This window comes from Streptomyces sp. NPDC015125, from assembly GCF_043080045.1.
GTDB lineage: Bacteria > Actinomycetota > Actinomycetes > Streptomycetales > Streptomycetaceae > Streptomyces.
In genome coordinates this window covers 81,767-105,418 of the sequence record NZ_JBIBVF010000003.1, presented here as the reverse complement: position 1 = coordinate 105,418, position 23,652 = coordinate 81,767, and the positions used below count along the sequence as shown (strand labels likewise).

Annotated in this window: 18 protein-coding genes; 4 read left to right on the top strand and 14 right to left on the bottom strand. The window is 73.3% G+C overall.

Annotated elements, in window-relative coordinates:
* Positions 1-52: 52 nt before the first annotated feature.
* From ACF088_RS10320 to ACF088_RS10300, 5 genes are all read right to left on the bottom strand, one after another.
* Positions 53-2,455 carry a 2Fe-2S iron-sulfur cluster-binding protein gene (locus ACF088_RS10320; RefSeq protein WP_392375126.1) on the bottom strand — a complete coding sequence of 801 codons (2,403 nt, stop codon included), beginning with the start codon at positions 2,453-2,455 and terminating at the stop codon, positions 53-55.
* Positions 2,452-3,348 (bottom strand): FAD binding domain-containing protein, encoded by an 897-nt coding sequence (locus ACF088_RS10315; RefSeq protein WP_392375124.1) that lies wholly within the window; start codon positions 3,346-3,348, stop codon positions 2,452-2,454. The genes ACF088_RS10320 and ACF088_RS10315 overlap by 4 nt, the downstream gene beginning before the upstream one ends.
* 362 nt (positions 3,349-3,710) lie before the next feature.
* On the bottom strand, positions 3,711-5,444 hold the full coding sequence (locus tag ACF088_RS10310; RefSeq protein WP_392375122.1) for a beta-N-acetylhexosaminidase: 1,734 nt from the start codon (positions 5,442-5,444) through the stop codon (positions 3,711-3,713).
* A 694-nt stretch (positions 5,445-6,138) separates the two neighbouring features.
* Entirely contained in the window at positions 6,139-6,432 is a 294-nt protein-coding gene (locus ACF088_RS10305) for a DUF3039 domain-containing protein (protein ID WP_026169910.1), read from the bottom strand.
* Positions 6,419-7,603, bottom strand: coding sequence for an MFS transporter (locus ACF088_RS10300; protein ID WP_392375119.1), 1,185 nt, complete (start codon positions 7,601-7,603; stop codon positions 6,419-6,421). The genes ACF088_RS10305 and ACF088_RS10300 overlap by 14 nt, the downstream gene beginning before the upstream one ends.
* A gap of 128 nt (positions 7,604-7,731) precedes the next feature.
* On the opposite strand from ACF088_RS10300, the gene ACF088_RS10295 reads away from it, so the two are divergent.
* Positions 7,732-8,787, top strand: coding sequence for a LysR family transcriptional regulator (locus ACF088_RS10295; protein ID WP_392375118.1), 1,056 nt, complete (start codon positions 7,732-7,734; stop codon positions 8,785-8,787).
* Between the two features lie 10 nt (positions 8,788-8,797).
* Here ACF088_RS10295 and ACF088_RS10290 read toward each other — a convergent pair whose 3' ends face one another.
* Positions 8,798-9,478: a hypothetical protein gene (locus ACF088_RS10290; RefSeq protein ID WP_392375117.1), complete on the bottom strand. Its 681-nt coding sequence runs from the start codon at positions 9,476-9,478 to the stop codon at positions 8,798-8,800.
* Between the two features lie 338 nt (positions 9,479-9,816).
* Positions 9,817-10,488 carry a YqgE/AlgH family protein gene (locus ACF088_RS10285; protein ID WP_392375116.1) on the bottom strand — a complete coding sequence of 224 codons (672 nt, stop codon included), beginning with the start codon at positions 10,486-10,488 and terminating at the stop codon, positions 9,817-9,819.
* A gap of 295 nt (positions 10,489-10,783) precedes the next feature.
* Here ACF088_RS10285 and murA point away from each other — a divergent pair, with 295 nt between their 5' ends.
* The gene (gene murA / locus ACF088_RS10280) at positions 10,784-12,130 is read left to right on the top strand and encodes a UDP-N-acetylglucosamine 1-carboxyvinyltransferase (RefSeq protein WP_392375114.1); all 1,347 of its coding nucleotides are present in this window, start codon (positions 10,784-10,786) and stop codon (positions 12,128-12,130) included.
* Positions 12,131-12,265: 135 nt separating this feature from the next.
* On the opposite strand, the gene ACF088_RS10275 is transcribed toward murA, so the two are convergent.
* From ACF088_RS10275 to ACF088_RS10260, 4 genes are read right to left on the bottom strand one after another with little or no spacing between them, the layout of a single operon-like run.
* Positions 12,266-13,321 (bottom strand): ABC transporter ATP-binding protein, encoded by a 1,056-nt coding sequence (locus tag ACF088_RS10275; RefSeq protein ID WP_392375113.1) that lies wholly within the window; start codon positions 13,319-13,321, stop codon positions 12,266-12,268.
* Complete coding sequence (locus ACF088_RS10270; protein ID WP_392375112.1) at positions 13,318-14,226, bottom strand: ABC transporter permease; 909 nt, start codon at positions 14,224-14,226, stop codon at positions 13,318-13,320. The genes ACF088_RS10275 and ACF088_RS10270 overlap by 4 nt, the downstream gene beginning before the upstream one ends.
* Positions 14,214-15,107, bottom strand: a complete 894-nt coding sequence (locus ACF088_RS10265; RefSeq protein ID WP_392375110.1) for an ABC transporter permease — start codon at positions 15,105-15,107, stop codon at positions 14,214-14,216. The genes ACF088_RS10270 and ACF088_RS10265 overlap by 13 nt, the downstream gene beginning before the upstream one ends.
* Before the next feature lie 44 nt (positions 15,108-15,151).
* Positions 15,152-16,276, bottom strand: a complete 1,125-nt coding sequence (locus ACF088_RS10260) for an extracellular solute-binding protein (protein WP_392375577.1) — start codon at positions 16,274-16,276, stop codon at positions 15,152-15,154.
* A gap of 314 nt (positions 16,277-16,590) precedes the next feature.
* On the opposite strand from ACF088_RS10260, the gene ACF088_RS10255 reads away from it, so the two are divergent.
* Together ACF088_RS10255 and ACF088_RS10250 are read left to right on the top strand one after the other, a co-directional pair.
* On the top strand, positions 16,591-17,331 hold the full coding sequence (locus tag ACF088_RS10255; protein ID WP_392375109.1) for a GntR family transcriptional regulator: 741 nt from the start codon (positions 16,591-16,593) through the stop codon (positions 17,329-17,331).
* A gap of 99 nt (positions 17,332-17,430) precedes the next feature.
* Complete coding sequence (locus ACF088_RS10250) at positions 17,431-18,108, top strand: HAD family hydrolase (protein WP_392375107.1); 678 nt, start codon at positions 17,431-17,433, stop codon at positions 18,106-18,108.
* 126 nt (positions 18,109-18,234) lie between these two features.
* On the opposite strand, the gene ACF088_RS10245 is transcribed toward ACF088_RS10250, so the two are convergent.
* From ACF088_RS10245 to ACF088_RS10235, 3 genes are all read right to left on the bottom strand, one after another.
* Complete coding sequence (locus ACF088_RS10245; protein ID WP_006605312.1) at positions 18,235-18,516, bottom strand: HU family DNA-binding protein; 282 nt, start codon at positions 18,514-18,516, stop codon at positions 18,235-18,237.
* A gap of 307 nt (positions 18,517-18,823) precedes the next feature.
* The gene (locus tag ACF088_RS10240) at positions 18,824-20,257 is read right to left on the bottom strand and encodes an NAD-dependent malic enzyme (protein WP_392375105.1); all 1,434 of its coding nucleotides are present in this window, start codon (positions 20,255-20,257) and stop codon (positions 18,824-18,826) included.
* A 531-nt stretch (positions 20,258-20,788) separates the two neighbouring features.
* A complete protein-coding gene (locus ACF088_RS10235) occupies positions 20,789-23,503 on the bottom strand; it encodes a HelD family protein (protein ID WP_392375104.1) in 2,715 nt (904 codons plus the stop codon).
* Positions 23,504-23,652: the final 149 nt, after the last annotated feature.

Sequence of the window (23,652 nt, the reverse complement as noted above, 5' to 3'; positions counted from 1 at the left end):
TCGATGTCTCTCCCCCGGCTTCCGGTCCGGGGAACTCCCATGCTGCGCTCGTTCATGCGGAGCCTCCCGTGTGCGGATCCTGGTCGTGCGGGGCGTGGCCCATGGGGTCTGCGGGACCGGCCTGGTGCGGGATACGGGCGGTGTCCGCCGGCGCCGTCCCGTCCGGGTCGTCCGCCGGGCCGTATGCCGCCTCCGCCGACTCCGCACGGGCCTTGACGACCTCGTCGACGGCGTCCAGCACGCCCCGGTAGCCCGAGCAGCGGCAGAGGTTGCCGCACAGCGCCTTACGGGTCTCCAGCTCGCTGGGGGCGTGATTGCCCTCCAGGAGGTCATGGACGGTCATCGCCATCCCCGGTACGCAGAAGCCGCACTGCACCGCACCGCAGGCGGTCAGCGCGCGCTGCACGTCGGAGGGCTCACCGTTCTCCGCGAGCCCCTCGACCGTACGGACCTCACTGCCCGCCGTGGTGGCCGCGGGCACCAGGCAGGACGCCACCAGCCGCCCGTCCACCTGGACGGAGCAGGCCCCGCACTCACCCTGCGAGCAGCCGTCCTTGGCGCCGGCCAGGCCGAGCCGCTCGCGCAGCACGTAGAGCAGCGACTCGCCGATCCAGGCATCGGTGACCGGCCGGTCGATGCCGTTCACCCGCAGGACGTAGGAGGCGGCGGGGTGTTCGTCGAAGGCTTCGGCGTCAGGGTCGCCCGCCACGTCGGCCTCGACCACCACGTCGGCCTCGACCACCACGTCGGCGTCGCCCGCCGGGCCGGAGGCGGGAGCGGGCGGGGAGGCAGCGAAGGGGTCGTCGGACCGGACGGCGCCCTGGGTGTCGCCGGTGCCCTCGGTGTCGCCGGCCGGAATCCCGCCGGCGGTGGCTTCGGCGCTGCCGGTCGACCGCGCGCCGCCGACGGACCGTGCGCCGCCGGCCAACTGCGCGCCGCCTGCGGTGCCACTGCCGTCCTCACCGGGGTTCTCGCTCACCCCGGGGCTCTCGCCCATCCCGGGGCTCTCGCCCATCCCGGCGTTCTCGTCCGCCCCGGAGCCCTCGCCGACGTGCCCGGCGCCTCTCGGGTCCGCGAGGCCATCGAGGTCCGTGAAGCTGCCGAGGTCCGTGAGGCCGCCGAGGTCCGTGAGGCCGGTGTGCTCGCCGTGCTGCGGCACGGCGTCCGCAAGGCCGTCGGCACCCGAGGCGGCGGGCGTTACGGGCCCGGCCGCGTCCGTGACCGCGAACTCGCCGGAATCCGCCTGCTGTTCGCCTGCTGTCCCCGGGGCCGTCCAGCCGGCCGTGCCGCCGGGCACGTCCGCCGTCCCGTCAGGCCGGTCCGCCGGCTCCGGCCGCTGCGCCCGGTCGTGCGGCGGCTGCGTCGCGTCCTCGGCAGGCGGCCACTGGGCCAGCGCGTCGGCCGGCAGCGACCAGTGCCCGGTCGCCCCGCCGGCCGCGCCGTGCGGGACACCCGCGCCCGTCCCGTACGGGTCGCCACCCGACGGGCCTGTGCCGCCGGGCAGTTCGGCGTCCGGCTCGACGCCGTGGCCCAGGCCGTGGCCCGGAAGGCCGTGTTCGTGCGCATACGGGTCGTCCGCGGCGCCGCCGAAGTGAGCGTGCACCGCGCCGCCGTACGAGGCGTCGTGCGGCGCCGCGGGGTGCGTTTCCGCTCCGCTCGCGGCAGTCGGCCCGGTGGTGAAGTTCCAGTGCCCGGTACCGGCGGACTCGCCGGTGTCCGCCGGGTTCCCGGCGCCGTCGTACGCACCGGCGCCCGGGTACCCGCCCCCCTGGTAACCGGCGGCACCACCGGCCCCCGCAGGGCCGGGATGTCCGTGATGACCCGGATGGGCGGGGTGGCCCGGATGGGCGGGGTGGCCCGGATGACCCGGATGGCCGCCGTTGGGTGCCGTATGCCCCGTCAGTCCGTCGTCGCCGACGAGGTATTCGCCGGATTCCTCCAGGCCGTCGTCCGCCGCCGCGGGGACCGACCAGGTCCCGGGGTTGCCCGCCTCCGGGCTGCCCGCGACGGGCCAGTCCACCGGGTCGCCGTGCCACGGCCGGGCCGCCTCGGGGGCGTCGCCGTGGTAGCCCTCGGAGGAGCCGTGGTGGGCCGCGTACTCCGCCTGGGCCGGGTACCCGGCGGACGGGTCGGCGTATCCGGCCGAGGGGTCCGCGAAGGGCATCGTCCACTGGCCGGTGGCCGACGGGTCGGTGCCCGCGTCCGCGACCGGCGGCGCGGGCGCGTGCGGGGTGAAGGAGGCCGGTGGGGTGTAGCCGTGACCGGGTGCGGCGAGCGGCTCGGTGCCCGGGGTGCCGTAGCGGGGCGATCCGCCGCCGTAGACCCCGGTGGTGAAGCCCTCCGGGAGCTGCACGAAGGCCGTCGCCTCCGACTCGTACTCGCCCCCCTGCGGCAGCGGCTGCCAGCCGTGTTCGGGGTGCGGCTGGTACGGATGGCGGTTGTCTGCGTCGCTCATGAAAGCGCCCTCCCCAGTGCGCGGCGGGCCAGGGCTGCCACCGTACGGCGCAGGTGGAGTGCGGCCGGCGGCAGGGTGGCCGGTTCCGAACCGTCCTCGGGCGGCGCCGGGTCCGGGATGCAGGCGGCGGCGACGTAGTCGCCGAAGGCCGTCAGCGCCTCGGGCACCAGGCCGCGTTCGCCGTCCCAGTCGATGAGCGAGGCCACCCACTGCTCGGCCTCCAGGGGGCGCAGCGGCATGGCGGCGACCGCGCCCACCGCGCAGCGCACCCCGCGCCGGGCCGGGTCCAGGACGAGCGAGACGGAGGCGGTGGCCCGGCCGGGGCCGGTGCGGCCGGTGGCCTTGAGGAAGGTCTGCGGGGCGTGCAGCAGCGGCACCCGCACGAAGCCGACGAGTTCACCGGGGCCCAGCATCTCCCGGCCGGCCAGGAGGTGGCTGACCGGGATCTCACGACGGCTGCCCCCGGGGCCGGCGATGATCACCGTGGCTTCGAGGGCGGCGAGCACCGGGAGGGTGTCGCCCGTGGGCGCGGAGGTCACGATGTTGCCGCCGAGGGTGCCGGCGTTGCGGACCTGCGGCGGTCCGGCCGCACGGGCCGCGGCGGCGAGGCCCGGGATCAGGGCGGCGAAGTCGGGGCGTCCCATACGGGCGAGGGTGAGGCCGGCGCCGAGCAGCGCATGGCCGTCCAGGTACTGCCAGCCGCGGGTCTCACTGATCCGGCCGAGGCCCACCAGGGCTGCGGGTCTGAGGAGTCCGGCGTTGACCGCCGCCATGAGATCGGTGCCGCCTGCGACGGGCACGGCGGCAGGCATGGCGGTGAGCGCCGCCACCGCCTCGTCGAGCGAGGCCGGCAACGTCACCGTGTGCGACGCGTGCGGTGCGTGCGTGGTCAAGCCAGCTGCCCCTTCCCCGGTGTCCCGGCAGTTCCGCTCCGCCGTACGGTACGTGCTCACGGCCCGGACGTGGCAACTCTGGCACATCTTCCCGGGCCCCCGGCGCGAGGGTCCGCGAACCGGCGATCCGTCCCCGAACAGGGTGCTGGTCCGTTTTCGTCCGCCGCCGGCCGTGCGGGAACTGCGGTGTGGCGCATCGGCGGAGGCGTCCGGCCGGGCGCACACCGCCGCTACGGCGATGCCGGTACAGCAATGCCCGGTACGGCGATGCCCGGTGACGGAAGTGCCGCGGTGCGGGGTGACGCCGTACCGCACCACCGTCCCAGGGTCCGGCCGCACGAGCGCCCTCCTTGCACGGGGGCTCACACGTTTGGGGGCGCCCCGTCGATCGGGCGTCCGAGCACGCCGGGCCGTTTCTGCCAGGGGAGGGGGCCGCCGGGCGGGCGGTAGTCGACACCGAGGGCGTCGAGGCGGGCGTAGTGGACAGCCATCCGCCGGGTGAAGTCCTGGTAGTCGCGGTCGGCCGGTGCGGGCAGCCGCGACCAGGCGACCTCGGCGAAGGCGGCCAGCCGTGGAAAGACCTGGTAGTCGAGGCGCTGCTGACTGTCCATGACCTCGGTCCAGGCATTGGCCTGGGTGCCCAGGACGTGCGCGGCCTGGTCCGCGGTCAGCTCCGGTGGTACCGGCTCGAAGCGGTAGACGTCCTCCAGGGTCCGTACGAAGCCGATCGGTACCGGCTCGTTTGGGGAGTGGTGCTGACGGTGGTCCAAGTACACCTGCTGCTCGGGGCACATCACGACGTCATGGCCGGATTTCGCGGCGGCGGTACCTCCCGCGTAGCCGCGCCAGGAGGAGACGGCAAAACGGGCCGCGCGAGAGGGGTCCCCCCGGACGGTGTCCGGGGGAGCGTCGGGCAGGGCGGTGGCGGGCGACGGGCGGGAGCCGTCGCCCGGTCCGCCGTCCAGGATTTCGTCCCAGCCGATCAGCCGCCGGCCGCGGGCGGCGAGCCAGCGGTCGAAGTGCCGGATGAACCAGCTCTGCAGCTCGTCCTCGCCGGCCAGTGACAGCTCGGCGATCCGTGCCTGGGCGGCGGCGGACGCCTTCCACTGGTCCTTGGGGCATTCGTCGCCCCCGATGTGCACGAACGGCGAGGGGAAGAGCGCGAGGACCTCGTCGAGCACCTGCTCGTAGAACCGCAGGGTGTTGTCAGTGGGCGCCAGTACGTTGGTGTTGACGCCCCAGGTGTCCCAGACCTTCAGGGAGGTGGTGTCGATGACGTCGGTGTTGCCGAGTTCCGGGTACGCGGCGATGGCGGCCTGCGAGTGTCCCGGGATGTCGATCTCGGGGACGACGGTGATATGCCGCTGGGCGGCGTAGGCGACGATCTCGCGGATGTCGTCCTGGGTGTAGTAGCCGCCGTGCGGGCGCTCGTCCCAGAGCGGGGAGGCCCGGTGACCGACTTTGGTGCGCTCTCGCCAACCGCCGGTCCCGGTCAGTTTCGGGTAGCGGGCGATCTCGATCCGCCAGCCCTGGTCATCGGTGAGGTGGAGGTGCAGGACGTTGAGCTTGTGGGCGGCGAGCAGATCGAGGTAGCGCAGCACACCGTCCTTGGGCAGGAAGTGCCGGGCGACATCGAGCAGCATGCCGCGCCAGGCGAAGCGGGGACCGTCCTCGATGGTCTGCTGCGGCAGGACGGCCGCGCGCCCGGGGGCGAGCGGCGCCCGGCGGAAGGCGTGCGGGCCGAGGAGCTGACGCAGCGTCTGCGCGCCCCAGAAGACGCCTGCCGGGCCGCCGCCGGTGATCCGTACGCCCCGGCGAGTGGCGGCCTCCAGGCGATAGCCCTCTGCGGGCAGGGCCGGGTCGAGGGTGAGCACGAGGGTGTCGACGGCGTCGGCGGAGCCAGGCGGCAGCGGCAGGCCGAAGGCCGCGCCGAGGGTGGCACGCAGCCAGCGCGCGGTGTCCTCGGTGCCGGGCCCGGCGGCCAGCGCGGTGCCCTCGCCCAGGCGCACGGCGCAGCGGTGGGGCCCGTCGATGCTCAGCGGCGCCGGGACCAGTCCGCCGCCCGGTGCCGTGGGGGTGATGTCCGTGTCGGGCATGCCGTCCGTCCTTCGCCTAGCCGCCGGCCCGGGAACGGTCGGCCTGTACGAGTACGCAGAGGAGCAGGAAGACCAGCGCGGGGGGGGCGGCCCTCACGGTCGATGCTGCCATCCTCCCGCCCCGGCCGAGGCGGTTCGGCGTGAACGTGCCCAAGACCGGCCGCGTCAGGGCGGGATGGCGACCGGAGGGCGACCGGATGGCGACCGGATGGAGTGCGCGGTGGCACCGCTGCGGGACGGCACGGCGCACAGGAGTGCCGTGGCGCGGGGACAGACGTGTCCGGGGCACGCGGGTGGCGGCGGAGGCGGCCGGGGGACGCCGGTGGCGGCTGTGGTTGGCCGGGGCACGCGGCGGCGGCTTGGTGGCCGGGGCACGCGGCGGCGGTGATGCGGGCGCGGTGATGCGGGCGCGGGCCGCGCAATTCCGGGAGGGTCACGGATGATTGTGGGCCCTGGCCAGGGGCGTCGGCCGCTCGTCCGGTCCGGGACGCGGGGACGGCACCTCCCCCGGTTCCTCCAGGGCCGCGCCCCTGCCCCTGCGTCCCGCGGCCCCTAGGCTCCGCTGCGCGCTTGCGCCCGCAACCGGCCGGGGCCGGCGGGGCGCATCACGAGCGGCGGGGCATCACAGGCGACGGGGCGCGTCACAAGCGACGGGGGCATCACGGGCGGCGGGGCGCGTCACGAGCGACGGCTGCTACTTCTTGCCGCCGTCCTTGCCGCCCTTGTCCTTGTCGCCGCCGGCACCCATGGACTCGAAGATCTCCTTGCACATGGGGCAGACCGGGTACTTCTTCGGGTCGCGACCCGGGACCCAGACCTTGCCGCACAGCGCCACGACGGGGGTGCCGTCGAGCGCGCTCGCCATGATCTTGTCCTTCTGGACATAGTGGGCGAAGCGCTCGTGGTCGCCGTCGCCGTGCGACACCTGCGGTGTCGGCTCTACGAGGGTCCCCGTACCTGCCCCGCGCTCGGGCTCAAGAGTGCTCATAACAGCCAAGGGTACTCACGCCCGACGCAACCCGGGAGCGTCGGCCCGCCGCCAGGTGGAGCGCAAGACCCGCCGCCGCCACCCCGGCGGCCACCCACGGCAGCGCGTACGGCGCCAGCCCCGCCCCGAGCGCCAGCCCGCCGAGCGCCGAGCCGACCGCGCTGCCCAGATAGAGAGCCGAGTTGTTCAGGGCGAGGGCGATGGTGCCGCGCTCGGCGCGCAGCGCCAGCAACCGGTGCTGCTGGGGAACCTGCAGCGCCCAGCCCGCCGCGCCCCACGCCACCAGCGTGACCACCGCTCCGGGCAGCGCCGCGGCGGCCAGCGCCGGCAGCAGCGCCAGCGCCGGCACGATCACCGCCAGCACCCCACCGGTCACCATCCGCGCCCGCCCCGAGCGGTCCACCAGCGGCCCGGCCAGCGCGCTGCCCAGCACCCCGCCGGCGCCCCAGGCCCACAGGTACGGGGCCACCTCGCCGACACCGCCCGCCGCGGCCAGCACCGGCGCCAGGTAGGTGTACAGCCCGAGACTGGCCACCGCGGCCAGGAAGGACACCGCCACGACGGGGGCCACCGCCCGGTCCGTGAGGGCCGTCAGCCGGGCGCGTACCGGCACCACAGGCCCGGCCGGAACCGACGGCAGCAGCGCCGCCAGCCCGGCGAGCGCGCCCGCCCCGAGCCCCGTCAGCAACCACATCGTGGCCCGCCAGCCGGTGTGCTCGGCCAGCAGCACCCCGATCGGTACGCCCAGTACGGTGCCCGCGCTCATGCCGCCCATCACCAGGGCCAGTGCACGGCCGCGCCGTTCGGGCGGCACCAGTGCGGCGGCCGCTGCCGTGGACAGCGCCGAGTAGACCCCGGCACCGGCGCCCGCGACGACTCGGGCGAGGAGCAGCGTCCCCAGTGAGGGGGCCAAGGCCGTCGCCCCGTTGCCGAGCGTGAAGACCGCCAGCGCGGCCAGGATCAGCGCCCGGGGCCGGACGCCGGGGAGCAGCCCGGCGACCAGGGGCGCGGAGAGCGCATACGCGAGCGTGAAGACCGTGACCAGCTGGCCCGCCAGCGACACCCGGGTACCGATGTCGTCCGCCAGGACCGGCAGCACCCCTGCCATCACATACGCGTCCAGACCGAGGGTGAAGGCCCCCAGCGTCAGCAGCCAGACCTTGCGCACCATGCTCAACTCCCGTGATCGTCCGGGGCGCTGGGCAGGGCCCCGCCCCGGGGTGAACCGACGGATGAAACGTAGGGAGTCTCCGTATGCACGGGGAAATGCCCGGCACGGTGCACTTATGCTGGCGCGGCATGAATGGCGACACCGATTCCGACACCGACACCGCTGCCGAATCCGACACCGACACCGACACCGCACTCCAGGCCCTGAACGGCATAGAACTGCGGCATCTGCGCGGCTTTGTCGCCGTTGCCGAGGAGCGCAGCTTCACCCATGCCGCCGACCGGCTGCGGATCGGCCAGCCCGCGCTGACCCGGACCGTTCGCGCGCTGGAAAGCCTCGTCGGCACCCGGCTGCTGGACCGTACGACCCGCCGGGTCGAGCTCACCGACGCCGGCCGCCGGCTCTACGCCGACCTCGCCCCGCTCCTGCCCCGGCTGGCCGCCGCGCTGCGCTCGTCCACCGGGCCCGCGATCCTGCGGCTGGGCTTCACCTCGCTGCTGCCCGCCGCCTGCACCACGCTCACCGCGGACTTCGAGGCGGCGACCGGGGCCGGGGTGCGGCTGGTGCGCCGTGACTCCCCGCTCGCCGGGCTGGAGACCGGGGAGTCGGACATCGTGGTGCTGCGCGGCGAGGTCCCCCGGGACGCGGGGCTGCGCACCACGACCCTGCTCCATGAGCCACGGGTGGCCGCGGTGCCCCGGATGCCGGCCCCCGCGGGAAGCCGCACGGGCGGACGCACGCCGGGCCACGCCGGGAGGGACGGCCTCACGGACGCCCAGGCGGCGGCCCTTCGCGCCGTGGCCCGCCGACGAGTGCTGGACTGGGCCGAACTGGCCGGGCTGCCGCTGGTGGTGAACACCGTCACCGGCAGTACCGGCCCGGAGCTGTGGCCCGCCGGCCGGCAGCCCCAACGTGCCTGCACAGCGGGAAATTTCGATGAGTGGCTGGAGGCAGTCGCCGCCGGACACGGTGTCGGGGTGGCCCCGGAGCCGGTGGCCCGGCGGCACACCCACCCGGGGATCCGCTACCTCCGCCTGAAGAACGCGCCGGCCGTGCCCGTCCACCTGGCACTGCCCGCCCGCGATGCCCATCCGCTGGCCGAGCGCTTCTTCGTTCTGGGAGCCCGGACCGGGCCGACGGCCGGTGACGGTGACGGGCCGGCTCCTCCCGGGGGCGCGCCCTAGGGATGCCCCCTTACGACGCCACCGGCACCCCGCCCCGGGACCCGGCCGTCAGGCCCAGTTCCGTGGCGAAGGCCAGTGCGGCGTCCGGCCGGACGTCGTACCAGCAATCCTGACCGCAGACCGCATCCAGCAAGGTGGTGATGTCGTGTGCGCCGACCCTGCGGGCCTCGGCGGCGGCGAGGAAGGCGCGGACCGCCGCCACGGCGTCGACCTCGGTCTCCGTGCGGGCCACCAGGTCCTCGGCGATCTCCCTGACCGCCGCGTCACCGGGCGCGACCCAGCGCATGGCCGTCTCCAGGCCGTCGTCCGGCATCTTCTCGGGGTACGGCGCGCGCGCCCAGGTGCCGTCCTGCCACCAGTAGACGAACCCGAAGAGATTGCCCTCGGCGTCCTCGCGCAACTGCTCCCAGGGCAGCCATTCGGGGCCGCCGTCGAGGAAGTCGATCCGGCGGCCGCCGGTGTGTGTATGGCTGCCGTCCGAATCCTGGCCGCAGAGCAGGGCCCGGCCGTCCTCGAACAGTTTCAACCGCCACCAGTAGCTTCCGCCGCCGTTCCAGCACTGCAATCCCTGGCCGCTCCAGGAGAATTCGTCCCAGTCGTCCATGGCGGCCGCCACTACCGCCAGCGTCGCGGCGCGCGCCCACAGGTGCTCCGGATGGTCCAGATCCTCGGGCAGGCTCGGCCTGTGCATGGCGTTCTCCCCCGCTAGTCCAGCGCGGCCCCGCCGACGCGGCCACGCACCGTCCCCTGTCGTCTCGAACCATAGCGACGGGGTCTGACAATTCCCCATGACGAAGCCGTCACAATAATCAAGTCGTCAACAAAATCTGGCCCCCGACGCGCCCACCGACCCCCGGCCCGGCCCCGCCCGGAACCCGACCGGCCCCACCGGCCCACCGGCGCACCCGCCACACCCCGCACGCCCGGCACCCAACCGACACACCCGACACCCACCCCGACACCCACCCCGAACCGCAACCCGAACCGCAACCCGAACCGCAACCCGGCCAGGGTCAGTTCAGCGACGGGTCAGTTCAGCGACGGATCGTCCGGATACGTGGCCACCATCGCCAGCTCGTTGCGCTGTCGGCGCAGCACCGCGCGCCACAACTGCTCCGGGTCGGGCGAGGAGACATCGCCGGGCTCGGACTCGACGACGTACCAGGCGCCGTCGACCAGTTCGTCCTCCAACTGGCCCGGGCCCCAGCCCGCGTACCCGGCGAAGATCCGCAGGCTGCCGAGGACCGCCGCGAGGAGTTCCGGAGGGGCCTCCAGATCGACCAGTCCGATCGCGCCGTGCACTCTGCGCCAGCCCAGCGGCTCGTCACCCGACTGCAGGCCCGTCCGGTCCGCGGCCGGCACCCCGGCCGTCTCCGCGCCGTCGCCGCCCGCCCGGGCGCCGCTGTCCACGGAGGGGATGCCGCCCTCGCCGGACAGCCCGCCGGGCACCACGGCCACCCCCAGCGCCGAGTCCAGCGACACGGGACCGCCCTGGAAGACCACCCCGGGCTCACCGGCCAGCGCCGCCCAGGGCGCGAGGATGTCCGCGACACCGACCGGCGTGGGGCGGTTGAGGACCACGCCGAGGGAGCCCTCCTCGTCGTGGTCGAGGAGGAGCACCACCGCGCGGTCGAAGTTCGGATCGGCGAGCGCGGGCGTCGCGACAAGTAGCCGCCCTGTGAGCGAGGACACCTCGGTCATGGCCACATGATCCCGCACTTCTGCCCGGAGCGGGGAGTCAACGCCCGGACCCGGGCGAGAGCAGGGCAGGGCGTACGGCGGCAGCACCGGCGCACACCCTCGGCACCGGATCGGCCATTCATGACATCCTCGGCAATTCCGGTCAAAGGTTGATTACAGATCAAAGGCGGACCGTAGCGGAGCGTGTTGTGACAAAGCCATTACATGCTCAGAAGCTGCACGGGCCTACGGACTCACCCCCGCCCGCCCTTACCATTTCAGCTTGGCCCTGCCCGTCTCCAGGAACGCGAGATCCATGACCGTCTCTACTGACGACGTACTGCTTGTCCACGGCGGCACCCCGCTGGAGGGCGAGATCCGGGTTCGCGGCGCGAAGAACCTTGTGCCGAAGGCCATGGTCGCCGCCCTCCTCGGCAGCGGCCCCAGCCGACTGCGCAACGTGCCCGATATTCGCGACGTCCGTGTGGTGCGCGGGCTGCTGCAGCTGCACGGCGTCACGGTCCGCCCCGGTGACGAGCCGGGCGAGCTGATCCTCGACCCGTCCCACGTGGAGAGCGCCAACGTCGCGGACATCGATGCGCACGCGGGCTCCTCGCGGATCCCGATCCTGTTCTGCGGCCCGCTGCTGCACCGTCTCGGCCACGCCTTCATCCCCGGCCTCGGCGGCTGCGACATCGGCGGCCGACCGGTCGACTTCCACTTCGACGTGCTGCGCCAGTTCGGCGCGACGATCGAGAAGCGCGCCGACGGGCAGTATCTGGAGGCCCCGCAGCGGCTGCGCGGCACCAAGATCCGGCTGCCGTACCCGTCGGTCGGCTCGACCGAGCAGGTGCTGCTGACGGCCGTCCTGGCCGAGGGCGTCACCGAGCTCTCGAACGCCGCCGTGGAGCCGGAGATCGAGGACCTGATCTGCGTCCTGCAGAAAATGGGCGCGATCATCTCCATGGACACCGACCGGACGATCCGGATCACCGGTGTCGACACCCTCGGCGGTTACACCCACCGCGCCCTCCCGGACCGCCTGGAGGCGGCCTCCTGGGCGTCCGCCGCGCTGGCCACCGAGGGCAACATCTACGTCCGCGGCGCGCAGCAGCGGTCGATGATGACCTTCCTCAACACCTTCCGCAAGGTCGGCGGCGCCTTCGAGATCGAGGACGAGGGCATCCGCTTCTGGCACCCGGGCGGCCTGCTCAACGCCATCGCCCTGGAGACCGACGTCCACCCCGGTTTCCAGACCGACTGGCAGCAGCCGCTGGTCGTCGCGCTGACCCAGGCGTCGGGCCTGTCGATCGTGCACGAGACGGTCTACGAGTCCCGGCTCGGCTTCACGTCCGCGCTCAACCAGATGGGCGCGCACATCCAGCTCTACCGGGAGTGCCTGGGCGGCAGCGCCTGCCGCTTCGGGCAGCGCAACTTCCTGCACTCCGCGGTCGTCTCCGGACCGACCAAACTGCAGGGCTCCGACCTGGTCATCCCCGACCTGCGCGGCGGCTTCTCGTACCTGATCGCGGCGCTGGCGGCGCAGGGCACCTCCCGGGTGCACGGCATCGACCTGATCAACCGCGGCTACGAGAACTTCATGGAGAAGCTCGTGGAGCTGGGCGCCGACGTCGAACTGCCGAACGGCGCACTGCCCAACTGAGCGGACGGCGCCCTGCCCGGCCGGGCGCGAACCGCGGCCTGCCGGGCAAGCGGGCCGGGGGAGCGGCTTTCCACCGCTCCCCCGGCTCCCGGCCCCCGCAGGAGCTGAGCGGGACTCCCCCCGGTGAAGTCCCGCTCAGCAGTCCGCCACCAACACCGGCTTCTCGTGCGGTGTGACCGTGCACCGTGCGCCCGGTGTCAGCTCGCCGGCCTCCCAGCTGGGCACATCAGCCTTGAGCTGGACGCCGGTCTCGGTGGTCAGCTGCAGACGGGTGGTGGCACCGAGGAAGGTCGCCACCCGTACGGTCGCGGACATCCCCTCCGCGCCCGCGTCCGTACGGATGGCGAGCCCTTCCGGCCGCAGCAGTACCTCGACCGCGCGGCCCTCCGCGTTGCCCGGTGCCGCCCCGTGGACCGGCAGGCGGCGGCCGAACAGCTCCACCACCCCGCCGTCCCTGACGGTGCCGGGCAGGCGGTTCATGGTGCCGACGAACTCCGCGACGAACGGGGTCGCCGGGCGCTCGTACAACTCGGCGGGTGCGGCGCACTGTTCGAGCCGCCCGCCCTGCATCACGGCGACGCGGTCCGCCATGGACAGCGCCTCTTCCTGGTCGTGGGTGACGAAGACGGTGGTGATGCCGAGTTCGAGCTGGATACGGCGGATCTCCTCGCGCAGGCTGAGCCGCACCTTGGCGTCGAGCGCGGACAGCGGCTCGTCCAGGAGGAGCACGCGCGGCCGGACGGCGAGCGCGCGGGCCAGCGCGACGCGCTGCTGCTGGCCGCCGGAGAGCTGGTGCGGATAGTGGTCCTGGCGGCCGGGCAGGCCGACCAGCTCCAGCAACTCCGCTGCGCGGGCGGTGCGTTCGGCGGCGGAGGACCCCCGCACCCGCAGGCCGTAGCCGATGTTCTGGGCGGCCGTCATGTTGGGGAAGAGGCTGTAGGACTGGAAGACCATGCCGATGCCGCGGCGGTGCGCGGGGACCTGGGTGACGTCCTGGCCGTCCATGGTGAGCTCGCCGCCGTCGGCGGTCTCGAAGCCCGCGATGATGCGCAGCGCGGTGGTCTTGCCGCAGCCGGACGGGCCGAGCAGGGCGACCATCTCGCCGGGCGCGATCTCCAGGTCGAGGCCGTCCAGCGCGGTGGTCGCACCGAAGCTCCGGCGCAGCCCCTTGAGGTGTACGGGTACGGTCATGACGTCGTCCTTTGCCGGCGGGTTCGGCGGGTCCGGCCGCCCGCCAAGAGGGTGAGCAGAAGCAGCAGGCCCCAGGTGAGGAAGAGGCTCAGCATGGCGGCGGCACCGGCGAGTTCGGCCTCCTCGCCTCCGACCTCCACCATCCACACGGCGAACGGCCGGTAGCCGAGCACGGAGGCGACGGTGTATTCGCCGAGCACCATGGCCAGGCTGAGGACCGCGCCGCTCACGACGGCGGGCCGCAGATTGGGCACGACCACCCGCCCCAGCGTGGTCAGCCGTCCGGCGCCCAGGCTGCGGGAGGCCTCGACCAGCGTCTTGAGGTCGACGGCGCGCAGTCCGGCGTCCAGCGAGCGGTAGAGGAACGGCAGCGACATGACGGTGTAGAGCAGGACGAGGACGAGCGGGAAGTTCTCGTCCTGGATGACCATCAGGGTCTGGTAGAAGGGCGTCCGTGCCAGGTCCGGCGCCCACGACAGCACCGTGTTGACCCCGGCGACCAGCGCGATCGGCGGGACGACCAGCGGCGTCATGCACAGGATCTCGACGAGCGGGCGCAGCCGGGGCAGCCGGAGATGGACGACGAGCATGGCGGGGACGACCAGCAGCAGGCCCAGCGCGACGGTGGCCAGCCCCAGTTCGACGGAGAGCAGCAGGCTGCCCAGCATGTCGGCGGAGACCAGATGGCCGGTGTAGACGTCGAGGGAGAAGCCCTTGACGGGGTCGTCGACGGTGAACCAGAGGGAGGCGGCGACGGGGAGGGCGAAGTAGAGGAACGCCAGGAGGAGGACGGCGAGGCGCCCGTAGGGGCGGCGGCCGCGGGCGGGGGGTGCGGGGCGCGGCTCGGGGGTGCGGTCCGAGGGCGGCGCCACGGGCGGCTGCGCGGCGGTGGTCATCCCAGCCATCGGGCGCTCCTGCGCTGCAGCGGTATCTGCACGGCCATCACCAGCAGCGCGATGACGACCATGTTGAGGCTCATGGCGAGGGCCAGGTTCTCCTGGCCGACCAGGACGTTTCCGGCCAGTGCGTTGGAGATCTGCACGGTGATCAGCGGCACCGAGCTGCCGACCATGACGGCGGCGGTGGCGTGCGAGGCGAAGGCGGTGCCGAAGAGCAGCACCGCGCCGCCGAGCAGCGAGGGCAGCAGGACGGGGAGGCCGATGTGCCGCCAGAACTGGCCGCGGGTGGCGCCGCAGGAGGCGGCGGCCTCCCGCCACTGGGTGCGCAGCCCGTCGAGCGCGGGCAGCACGGTCACCACCATCAGCGGGATCATGAAGTACAGGTAGGCCAGTACCAGTCCGGCGGTGGTGTAGAGGCTGAACCCGGTGTCCCCGAGGGAGAGCAGCCGGGTGAGGGTGCCGGTGGTGCCGAGTGTCGCGACGAAGGCGAACGCGAGCGGGGCGCCGGAGAAGTTGGCGAGCACCCCGGAGGCGGCGACCACGGCGCGGCGCAGGGCCGGGCGCCGGGAGGCGACGACGGCCTGTGCGATGAGGGTGCCGCAGAGCGTCGCCAGCAAGGCGCAGAGCAAGGAGAGCTGGACGCTGCCGCCGAGGCCGGTGGCGTAGATGCCCTTGAGCGACTGGCGGACGTTGTCGAGGGTGGCGTGGCTGTGGCCGGTGGCCGGGTCGGTGGCGGTGAAGGCGCCGTACACCAGGGCGCCGGCCGGCAGGCCGAAGCAGAGCGCGAGGAAGACGAAGAAGGGCAGGACGGCCGGCCAGTGGAGGCGGCGGGTGCTGCGGCGCGGGCGGCCGGGCGGGCCGGCGTCCGTCGTGGGTCGGTCACTCATACGCGGGAGGTCTCCAAGGGGCGGGGAAGGGAGCGGATCGAGGGTCAGCCGACGGCTTTGCCCCAGCCCTCGTTGATGGCCACCTTGGCGGCGTCCTCCTGTTCCGGGGTGGGGAACTTCGGGGTGCCGTGGACCTCGGGGAGGCGCGCTGCGGCCTTCTTGTCGGCGGTGCCGTCCTTCTCCATCCGGTCGAGGAGGGCGGGCCGGGAGTAGCCCTGCAGCCAGATGTTCTGGCCCTGGGGGCTGTAGAGGAATTCGAGCCACAGCCGGGCGGCGGCGGGGTGCGGGGCGTAGGCGTTGACGCCCTGGTTGTAGTACTGGGAGTACTGGCCGTCGGACGGCACGGTGACCCGCCAGTCGACGCCCTTGGCGGTGAGTTCCTTGCGGTAGCCGAGGTTGAGGTAGTCCCAGTCGAGGGAGATCGGGGTCTCGCCCTTGCGGATGGTGGCCGGTGAGGAGTCGACGGGCACGAAGTTGCCGCGCTGCTTGAGCTTCTTGAAGAAGGCGAGGCCGGGCCGGACGTCGCCGAAGGAGCCGCCGTTGGCGAGCGCGGCGGCGAAGATCGCGGAGAAGGCCGAGGAGGACTCCGCCGGGTTGCCGTTGAGCGCGACCTTGTTGCGGTACTGCGGCTGCAGCAGTTCGGCGAAGGTCGTGGGGCACTTCTCGACGGCCTTGGCGTCGCAGCCGATGGAGACATAGCCGCCGTAGTTGTTGAGGTACGAGCCGTCGGCCTGTTTCTGCGCGCGGGGGATGTCCGGCCAGCCGGTCACCTTGTAGGGCGCGAGCAGCCGCTTGCCCTGGGCGTTGCGCATGAACGCGGTGCCCAGGTCGAGGGCGTCGACGGCGCGGTCCTGGCCCCGGCGCTTGTCGGCGGCGCCGAGGGCGAGCTGGCTGGTGCCGCCGGGGTTCTCGTTGTTGACCTCGATGCCGTACTTCCGCTCGAAGGTCTTGATCATCTCGCCGTAGTTCGCCCAATCGGGAGCCAGCGCATAGACGTTGAGCCGGCCTTCCTTCTTGGCGGCCTCGACGAGTGCGTCCATGCCGCCGAGGTCCGCGGCCGAACGGGCGGTGGCCGCCTTGCTGGTGACGGCGGCCGGGGCGTAGCCGCAGCCGCCGGTGGCCGTGGCGGCCACCAGGACCGCGACGCCGCCGGCGCATGCCCGGCGCAGGCCCGCCGGTCGGGGTGGCTTCACTGGCTACTCCTGGATCTCCGGCCCTCCACCTGTATGGACAAGCCGCCGTCATTAAGCCCCGTCAAAATAACCGGAAGATGGACGTCAGATAAACCCCTGGGGACATAAAAACTGCAGGTCATAAGCGTTATCATGGATAAGGTTTAGAGCTTGGCACAGTGGTTAGACGCATACCCCGTGGCTGCGTGGACACCTACATCTGTGCACAGCTGACCCGACCGCTCCGCGTCTGTCCGCAGGCTCGGAGCCGTCCTGCCGACCACGTCACCACCATGCCGCGAGGAGTCCCGTTGACCCGACGCCACCAGCAGATCGCCGAGGCGCTGCGCCGGGCGATCACCGACGGGCGGCTCCCCGTCGGCAGCGCACTGCCCTCGGAGACCGAACTCGCCGCCACCCACGACGTCTCGCGCGGCACGGTCCGCCAGGCGCTCGCCGCGCTGCTCTCCGAAGGCATGATCGGCTCCCGCCAGGGCGCCCGGCACCTCGTCCTGAGCACCGCGCCCAGCCAGAGCTTCACCGAGCTGCGCAGCTTCGCCCAGTGGGCGCACGCGGGCGGCCACACCCCCGGCGGCCGGGTACGGGAGAGTGTCCGCGGCACGGCCACCGCGGAAGAGGCCGCACTGCTGCAACTGGCCCCCGGCGACGAGGTGCTGCGGGTGCTGCGGGTGCGGACCCTGGACGGCGAGGCGGTGTTGCTGGAGCGCACGGTCTACACCGGCTGGATCGCCGGTGCGGTCGAGGAGCTGCCCGCCGACTGCGAGTCGGTCACCCAGGCGCTCCTGGACTCCCGCGGGCTGGTTTTCGCCCACGGCGAGCACCACTTGGACGCCCTGGCGGCCGGCACCGTGGACGCCCGGGAGCTGGGGGTGCGACGGGGCAGCCCGCTGCTGCGCGTACGCCGCACCACGACCACCGCGGAGGGCCGCCCCGTGGAGACCTCCGACGACCGTTACCGCCCCGGCGCGGTGGTCTTCACCGTCCGCAACTCCACCCAGGCCAACCCGCTGGCCCGCACCCCGGCCGGCTGACACCGCACACCACCGCGCCGGCCGGCCCCCCGTTTGCGCCTCACTCCCTCACACCCTCACGCCCTCACGCCCTTTCCAGCGAACTGCGAGCCCCCGCCCATGCCCGTGATCCCCCCGCCCGCCCGTACGCTCCCCGCGGCCCTGCTGTGCGACATGGACGGCACCCTCGTCGACACCGAGCACCAGTGGCTGGACGCGGTGGCCGGCTTCCTGCGGGAGCAGGGCCTCGCGGCCACCGACGAGGTGCTGGCGGACTTCGCCGGTGCCCCGGTGGACGACGCCGCCCGGCGCCTGGTGGACGCGTACGGGGTGCGCTGCGACGTCACCCGGACGGCTGCCCGGCTGGACCGGGACTTCACCGCCCGGGTCGCGGCCGGTGTCACCGTCCAGCCGGGTGCGCTGCGGCTGCTGGACCGGGCGCGGGCACTGGGCATCCCGGCCGCGCTGGTCACCGCCTCCGAACGGCATGTCGCCGATCTGGTGCTGCGCACCCTCGGCGCGCACCGCTTCGCCCTGTCGGTCACCTCCGGCGAGGCGCCCCGCGGCAAGCCGCACCCCGACCCCTATCTGACCGCCGCGGCCGGCCTCGGCGTCGACCCCGCCGACTGCCTGGCCGTCGAGGACACCCCCACGGGCGCCGCGGCGGCGCTGGCGGCGGGCTGCCGGCTGCTGGCCGTGCCGAGCGTGCCGGGCATCGCGGCGGGCCCCCGAACGGCCGTGGTGGCCTCTCTGGAGGACGTGGACCTGGCGGACTTCCCGTTCGCCCCTCCCGCCTGATCCCGGCGGGCACAGGCCGCCCCGGACGGGCGCAGCACCGTGCCACGGGCCGCGGCGCCCCCGGGACACACGAAAAGGCGGTCATCCCTGGGAGGGATGACCGCCTTTGTGCCGTGCTAGGGGGTGTTACTTACCCTTGGCGGCTTCCTTGAGCTTGGAGCCCGCGGAGACCTTCACGCTGTAGCCGGCCGGGATCTGGATCGGGTCGCCGGTCTGCGGGTTGCGCGCGGTGCGAGCGGCACGGTGGGTGCGCTCGAAGGTCAGGAAGCCGGGGATGGTGACCTTCTCGTCGCCCTTGGCGACGACCTCGCCGGTCACCTCGGCGAGGGCGGCCAGAACGGCGTCGGCGTCCTTGCGGGTCACCTCGGCGCGATCGGCCAGAGCGGCCACCAGCTCACTGCGGTTCATGTTTGTACTCCCGTGTTCTTCTTGCCAATGAGGCGTGAGATCGAAGCCGATGCTGCCAGGGTCCTCGGACAGTCCCCGGACCCGGGTCTGGTGCCAGACCCTCGCGCCCGATTACGCATCCTGCCCCCACCTGCGGCGGTAAAGCCAATCCGGCACCCAGGAGGGTCACACGAAAAGCGCCACTGCCTCGTTAGTGGTGACGCTCCGTATCATTCCCGCTCCGGGCCGGCCCCACAGGGCGGCGGTCGCTTGCTGCCCGCCACCCTATGGGGGCCCCAACGACGGCGTGTCCAGCGACGCGCCGTACTCAGACCGTCGTGGCAGCCGTCACAGACGGGTCGCCGCTCTTCGCCGCTTCCCGGACCGCTCCGGCCACCGCGCCCGCGACCTTCTCGTTGAAGACGCTGGGGATGATGTAGTTCGGGTTGACCTCGTCCGCCAGGACGACATCCGCGAGGGCGCCGGCCGCGGCCAGCATCATCTCGGTGTTCACCGTACGGGAATGGGCGTCCAGCAGGCCGCGGAAGACGCCGGGGAACACCAGGACGTTGTTGATCTGGTTCGGGAAGTCCGAGCGGCCGGTGGCCACGACGGCGGCGGTCTGCCGGGCCACGGCCGGGTCGACCTCCGGGTCGGGGTTGGCGAGTGCGAACACGATCGCACCCTCGGCCATCTGCGAGACGTCGTCGCCGTCCAGGACGTTGGGGGCGGAGACGCCGATGAAGACGTCCGCGCCGACCACGGCCTCCTTGAGGGTGCCGGTGACGCCCTCCGGGTTGGTGTTGTCGGCGATCCAGCGCAGCGGCGAATCCGGGTCGGCGTCGACCAGGTCCGTGCGGCCCGCGTGCACCACACCGTGGATGTCCGCGACGACGGCGTGCTGGACGCCGGCGGCCAGCAGCAGCTTGAGGATGGCGGTACCGGCCGCACCGGCGCCGGACATCACGACCCGGACGTCCTCGATCTTCTTGCCGACGACGCGCAGCGCGTTGGTGAGCGCGGCGAGCACCACGATGGCGGTGCCGTGCTGGTCGTCGTGGAAGACCGGGATGTCCAGGGCCTCCCGCAGCCGCGCCTCGATCTCGAAGCAGCGGGGCGCGGAGATGTCCTCCAGGTTGATGCCCGCGAAGCCGGGGGCGATGGCCTTGACGATCTCCACGATCGCGTCGGTGTCCTGGGTGTCCAGGCACAGCGGCCAGGCGTCGATACCGGCGAAGCGCTTGAAGAGGGCCGCCTTGCCCTCCATGACGGGCAGCGCGGCCTTGGGGCCGATGTTGCCCAGGCCGAGCACCGCGGAGCCGTCCGTGACGACCGCGACGCTGTTGCGCTTGATGGTCAGCCGGCGGGCGTCCTCGGGGTTGTCGGCGATGGCCTGGCAGACGCGGGCGACACCGGGGGTGTAGATCATCGACAGGTCGTCGCGGTTGCGGATGGGGTGCTTCGACGACATCTCGATCTTGCCGCCAAGGTGCATCAGGAAGGTACGGTCGGAGACCTTGCCGAGCGAGACGCCCTCGATGTGGCGCAGCTGCTCGACGATCTCGTCGGCGTGGGCCGTGGAGGTGGCCGCGATGGTGACGTCGATCCGGAGCTTCTCGTGTCCGGATGCCGTGACGTCGAGGCCGGTCACCGAGCCTCCGTGGGACTCTACGGCCGTGGTGAGCTGGGAGACCGCGGTTCCGCTCGCGGGCACCTCCAGCCGGACCGTCATCGAGTAGGAGACGCTGGGCGCCGTTGCCATGGCCGACTTCCTCTGCTTTCACCGTGTTGCTGGATTGCCGTCCGATCGTCGCACCTACCGCGGAGTACGCGGTAGCCGCCTCGCATTGCGAACATTGTGTTCGCGGGCACGGGCGACTCCGGAAAACAACTTCCACCATACGAGAATTTATGTCCACGGCAAAGAGGCCCACGTCACCGGGTGACGTGGGCCTCTTCGGCTGGTCTATGACACCGACCCGCCATGCTCGCCTCGCGGCAAGTGGTCGCTCGTAGCGACGATGGTTGGGCCCGGGGGCTTGGATCGGGCCGGTGCCGTCACCAAGGCTAACAAACCATCCCCGGAAGCGAATCCCGTCCCGCGGGCCCGATTTCAAGACCCCTCGTACGGCGGCGCGCAGCACCCGGCCGCGCCCGCCGTACGGGTGCCGGAGCGGGCCGGGCGGGTGCAGGGCCGGAGCAGGCGGGTGCAGGGCGGGCCCTGGCGGGCGCAGGACCGGGCCGGGCGGGTGCCGGACCGACCCGGGCGGGTGCCGGACCGGGCCCGCCCGGGTCAGTCCCGCAGCAGATCCGGCACCCCGGCCGCGTCCGGCTCGTCCCGTGCGGCCGACAGCACGGTCAGCTGCTGGGTGGCCCGGGTCAGCGCCACGTACAGCACCCGCAGCCCGGCCGGTGACTCGTCGGCGATCTCGGCGGGCGAGACCACCAGGGTGGCGTCGTACTCCAGCCCCTTGGCCTCCAGGGAGCCCAGCGCCACCACCCGGTCGCCCAGCGGGGCGAGCCAACGGCGGGCCTGCGCACGGCGGTTCATGGCCACCACGACGCCGACCGTGCCGTCCACCTCGCCCAGCAGCCGCCCGGCCTCGGCGACCGTGGCCTCGGCCAGCGCCGCATCGTCGGCGGCCCGGGCCCCTCGGCCCCCGTACCCGTACCCGTCCCCGTCCCCGTCCCCGTCCCCGTCCGCAACGAGCGCGAAGCGCGGCTCCAGGCCCGTGGAGCGGACCGCCTTCGGCGACTGCATCCCGGGCATCGCCAGTGCCAGCACCCTGGCGGCGAGTTCGGCGATCTCCGCGGGGTTGCGGTAGTTCACGGTGAGCGTGAAGCGGCGGCGCGGGCGGGTGCCGAGCGCCTCGTCGCGGGCGACCGCGGCCTCGTCCGGGTCGGACCACGAGGACTGCGCGGGGTCGCCGACCACCGTCCAGGTCGCATGCCGGCCGCGGCGGCCGACCATCCGCCACTGCATCGGCGTCAGGTCCTGCGCCTCGTCGACGATGACGTGGGCGTAGTCGGTGCGCTCCTCGTCCAGCCGTTCGCGGCGGCTGCGGCCGCCGCCGTTGCGCTCCGTGTAGGTCGAGAGCTCCTCCAGGCCGGTCAGATGGTCCAGCGGGTCGGCCTCGCGCGGCCGGGGCGGGCGCATCGGGGCGCCGAGGACCATCTGCAGCTCGTCCAGCAGTGCGACATCGTGCACCGACAGCGGGCCGTGCCCCGCCTTCGCCCCGGAGGCCTGGGCGGGGGTGTTCCCAGCGGTGGCCGGGGGAGCACCCGCGCCGTCCAACCGCCGCAGGGAGCGGGCCAGTTGGCGCACCTCGCGCTGGTTGAGGATCCGGCGCGCCCAGCGGCCCAGCAGGCGCTCGTCGGCCATCGCGGCCAGCACCCCGCGCGGGGTCAGCTCGGGCCACCAGGCGTCCAGGAACTCCTGGAAGTCGGGCTCGGTGGTGATGTCCTCGTCGAAGCCCTCCCGGGCCTCGGCGGCCAGTTCGGGGTCGGTGTAGCGGCGGGCGGCGCCGGACTTGGCCCACAGGGCATCCAGGATCAGCCGGCGGGCGCGCGGGCGCAGCAGATTGACCGGTGCGGTGCCGCCGAGCGCGGACTGCCGGATGGCGTGCAGCTCGTCGGCGTCCAGCTCGATCCGGCCGCCGAACGCGACGACCCGCAGCCGGGCGGGTACGGCCGGGGCGGGCCGGGAGGGTCTGGAGCGGATCCGGCGGCCGCTGCGCGCGCCGCCGTCGCCGTGGTGTGCACCGTCGCCGTGGTGTGCACCGCCGTCGTGGTGTGCGCCGCCGTCACCGTTTTGCGCGGGCGCGGTGAAGAGATCCTCCAGGGAGAGCTGGCCGCCCTCGCCCGCCGCCTCGCCGGCGTCCTCCTTGCCGGTACCTCCCTTCCCGGCGCCTTCCTCGCCGGTGTCCTCCTCGCCGGTGTCCTCCGGCGCCGCGGCTGCCGGGCCGGCCAGCTCCAGCGCCCCACGGGCCGCCTTGCGCAGCAGCTTCTGCATCCGCGACGAGCCCTTGATACGGGCCACCGCCGGCGGGTCGTAAGCGGTCGCCTCGGCGCCGTCCACGAGCGAGCCGAGCGCCCGGATGGCGACCTGGCCCTCCTCGCCGAGCGACGGCAGTACGCCTTCGGTGTACGCGACCAGCAGCGGCGTCGGGGAGACGATCAGGATGCCGCCCGCATAGCGGCGCCGGTCCTGGTAGAGGAGGTAGGCGGCGCGGTGCAGGGCGACCGCGGTCTTGCCCGTGCCGGGGCCGCCCTCGACCTCGGTGACGGAGGCGGCGGGGGCCCGGATCACCATGTCCTGCTCGGCCTGGATGGAGGCGACGATGTCCCGCATGGTGTGGCTGCGGGCCCGGCCCAGCGCGGCCATCAGCGCACCGTCACCGATCGCGGGCAGCTCCTCGCCGTCCAGCGTCGCGGTGACCTCGGGGCGCATCAGGTCGTCCTCGACACCGAGGACCCGGCGCCCCTTGGAGCGGATCACCCGACGGCGGACGACCCGGCCCGGGGCGACCGGGGTGGCCCGGTAGAAGGGCGCGGCGGCCGGCGCCCGCCAGTCGATGACCAGCGGGGAGTAGTCCGCGTCGAGGACGCCGAGGCGGCCGATGTGCAGCGTCTCGGCGATCGCGGCGCGGTGGTCCTCGATCGCGCCGTCGGCGGGCTCGACGGAGGTGAAGGCGCCGTCCGGGCCCTTCTTGCCGTCCTTGCCGAGGAGCAGGTCGATCCGGCCGAAGAGGAAGTCCTCGTACTCGGAATTCAGGCGGTGGAGATGGACGCCGGCCTGGAAGACCTGGGCGTCGCGCTCGGCGAGCGCGCCGGGCGTGCCGACCTGGCCGCGTTTGGCGGCGTCGTCCATCAGGAACTCTGCCTCGTGGATCTTCTCCTCAAGGCGCCGGTAGACGCGGTCCAGATGCGTCTGCTCGGCTTCGATCTCGCGGTCGCGAACGGAATCCGAAGCGTGATCCGGTGCGTGCGTGGCATTGTGCGCGGCCACCCAGGCCCCCTTCTCCTGTGCGTAGGGCAGCCGTCAACCGTACGCGAACCAGGCACCGCGCGCACCTGGTGAAAGGGACAAAGTCGGGCGAGTTTGGTCGGATGTTGACTCAAGCCTCTACGTCGGGCGAACCCGGTCGGGGGGATTGC

What these genes read in the sequence shown, in the direction of transcription:
- ACF088_RS10320 (WP_392375126.1), bottom strand. Translation starts at nt 2,455, where the DNA reads ATGAGCGACGCAGACAACCGCCATCCGTACCAGCCGCACCCCGAACAC.
- ACF088_RS10310 (WP_392375122.1), bottom strand. Translation starts at nt 5,444, where the DNA reads ATGCCCGACACGGACATCACCCCCACGGCACCGGGCGGCGGACTGGTC.
- ACF088_RS10305 (WP_026169910.1), bottom strand. Translation starts at nt 6,432, where the DNA reads ATGAGCACTCTTGAGCCCGAGCGCGGGGCAGGTACGGGGACCCTCGTA.
- ACF088_RS10300 (WP_392375119.1), bottom strand. Translation starts at nt 7,603, where the DNA reads ATGGTGCGCAAGGTCTGGCTGCTGACGCTGGGGGCCTTCACCCTCGGT.
- ACF088_RS10295 (WP_392375118.1), top strand. Translation starts at nt 7,732, where the DNA reads ATGAATGGCGACACCGATTCCGACACCGACACCGCTGCCGAATCCGAC.
- ACF088_RS10290 (WP_392375117.1), bottom strand. Translation starts at nt 9,478, where the DNA reads ATGCACAGGCCGAGCCTGCCCGAGGATCTGGACCATCCGGAGCACCTG.
- ACF088_RS10285 (WP_392375116.1), bottom strand. Translation starts at nt 10,488, where the DNA reads ATGACCGAGGTGTCCTCGCTCACAGGGCGGCTACTTGTCGCGACGCCC.
- murA (WP_392375114.1), top strand. Translation starts at nt 10,784, where the DNA reads ATGACCGTCTCTACTGACGACGTACTGCTTGTCCACGGCGGCACCCCG.
- ACF088_RS10275 (WP_392375113.1), bottom strand. Translation starts at nt 13,321, where the DNA reads ATGACCGTACCCGTACACCTCAAGGGGCTGCGCCGGAGCTTCGGTGCG.
- ACF088_RS10270 (WP_392375112.1), bottom strand. Translation starts at nt 14,226, where the DNA reads ATGGCTGGGATGACCACCGCCGCGCAGCCGCCCGTGGCGCCGCCCTCG.
- ACF088_RS10265 (WP_392375110.1), bottom strand. Translation starts at nt 15,107, where the DNA reads ATGAGTGACCGACCCACGACGGACGCCGGCCCGCCCGGCCGCCCGCGC.
- ACF088_RS10250 (WP_392375107.1), top strand. Translation starts at nt 17,431, where the DNA reads ATGCCCGTGATCCCCCCGCCCGCCCGTACGCTCCCCGCGGCCCTGCTG.
- ACF088_RS10245 (WP_006605312.1), bottom strand. Translation starts at nt 18,516, where the DNA reads ATGAACCGCAGTGAGCTGGTGGCCGCTCTGGCCGATCGCGCCGAGGTG.
- ACF088_RS10240 (WP_392375105.1), bottom strand. Translation starts at nt 20,257, where the DNA reads ATGGCAACGGCGCCCAGCGTCTCCTACTCGATGACGGTCCGGCTGGAG.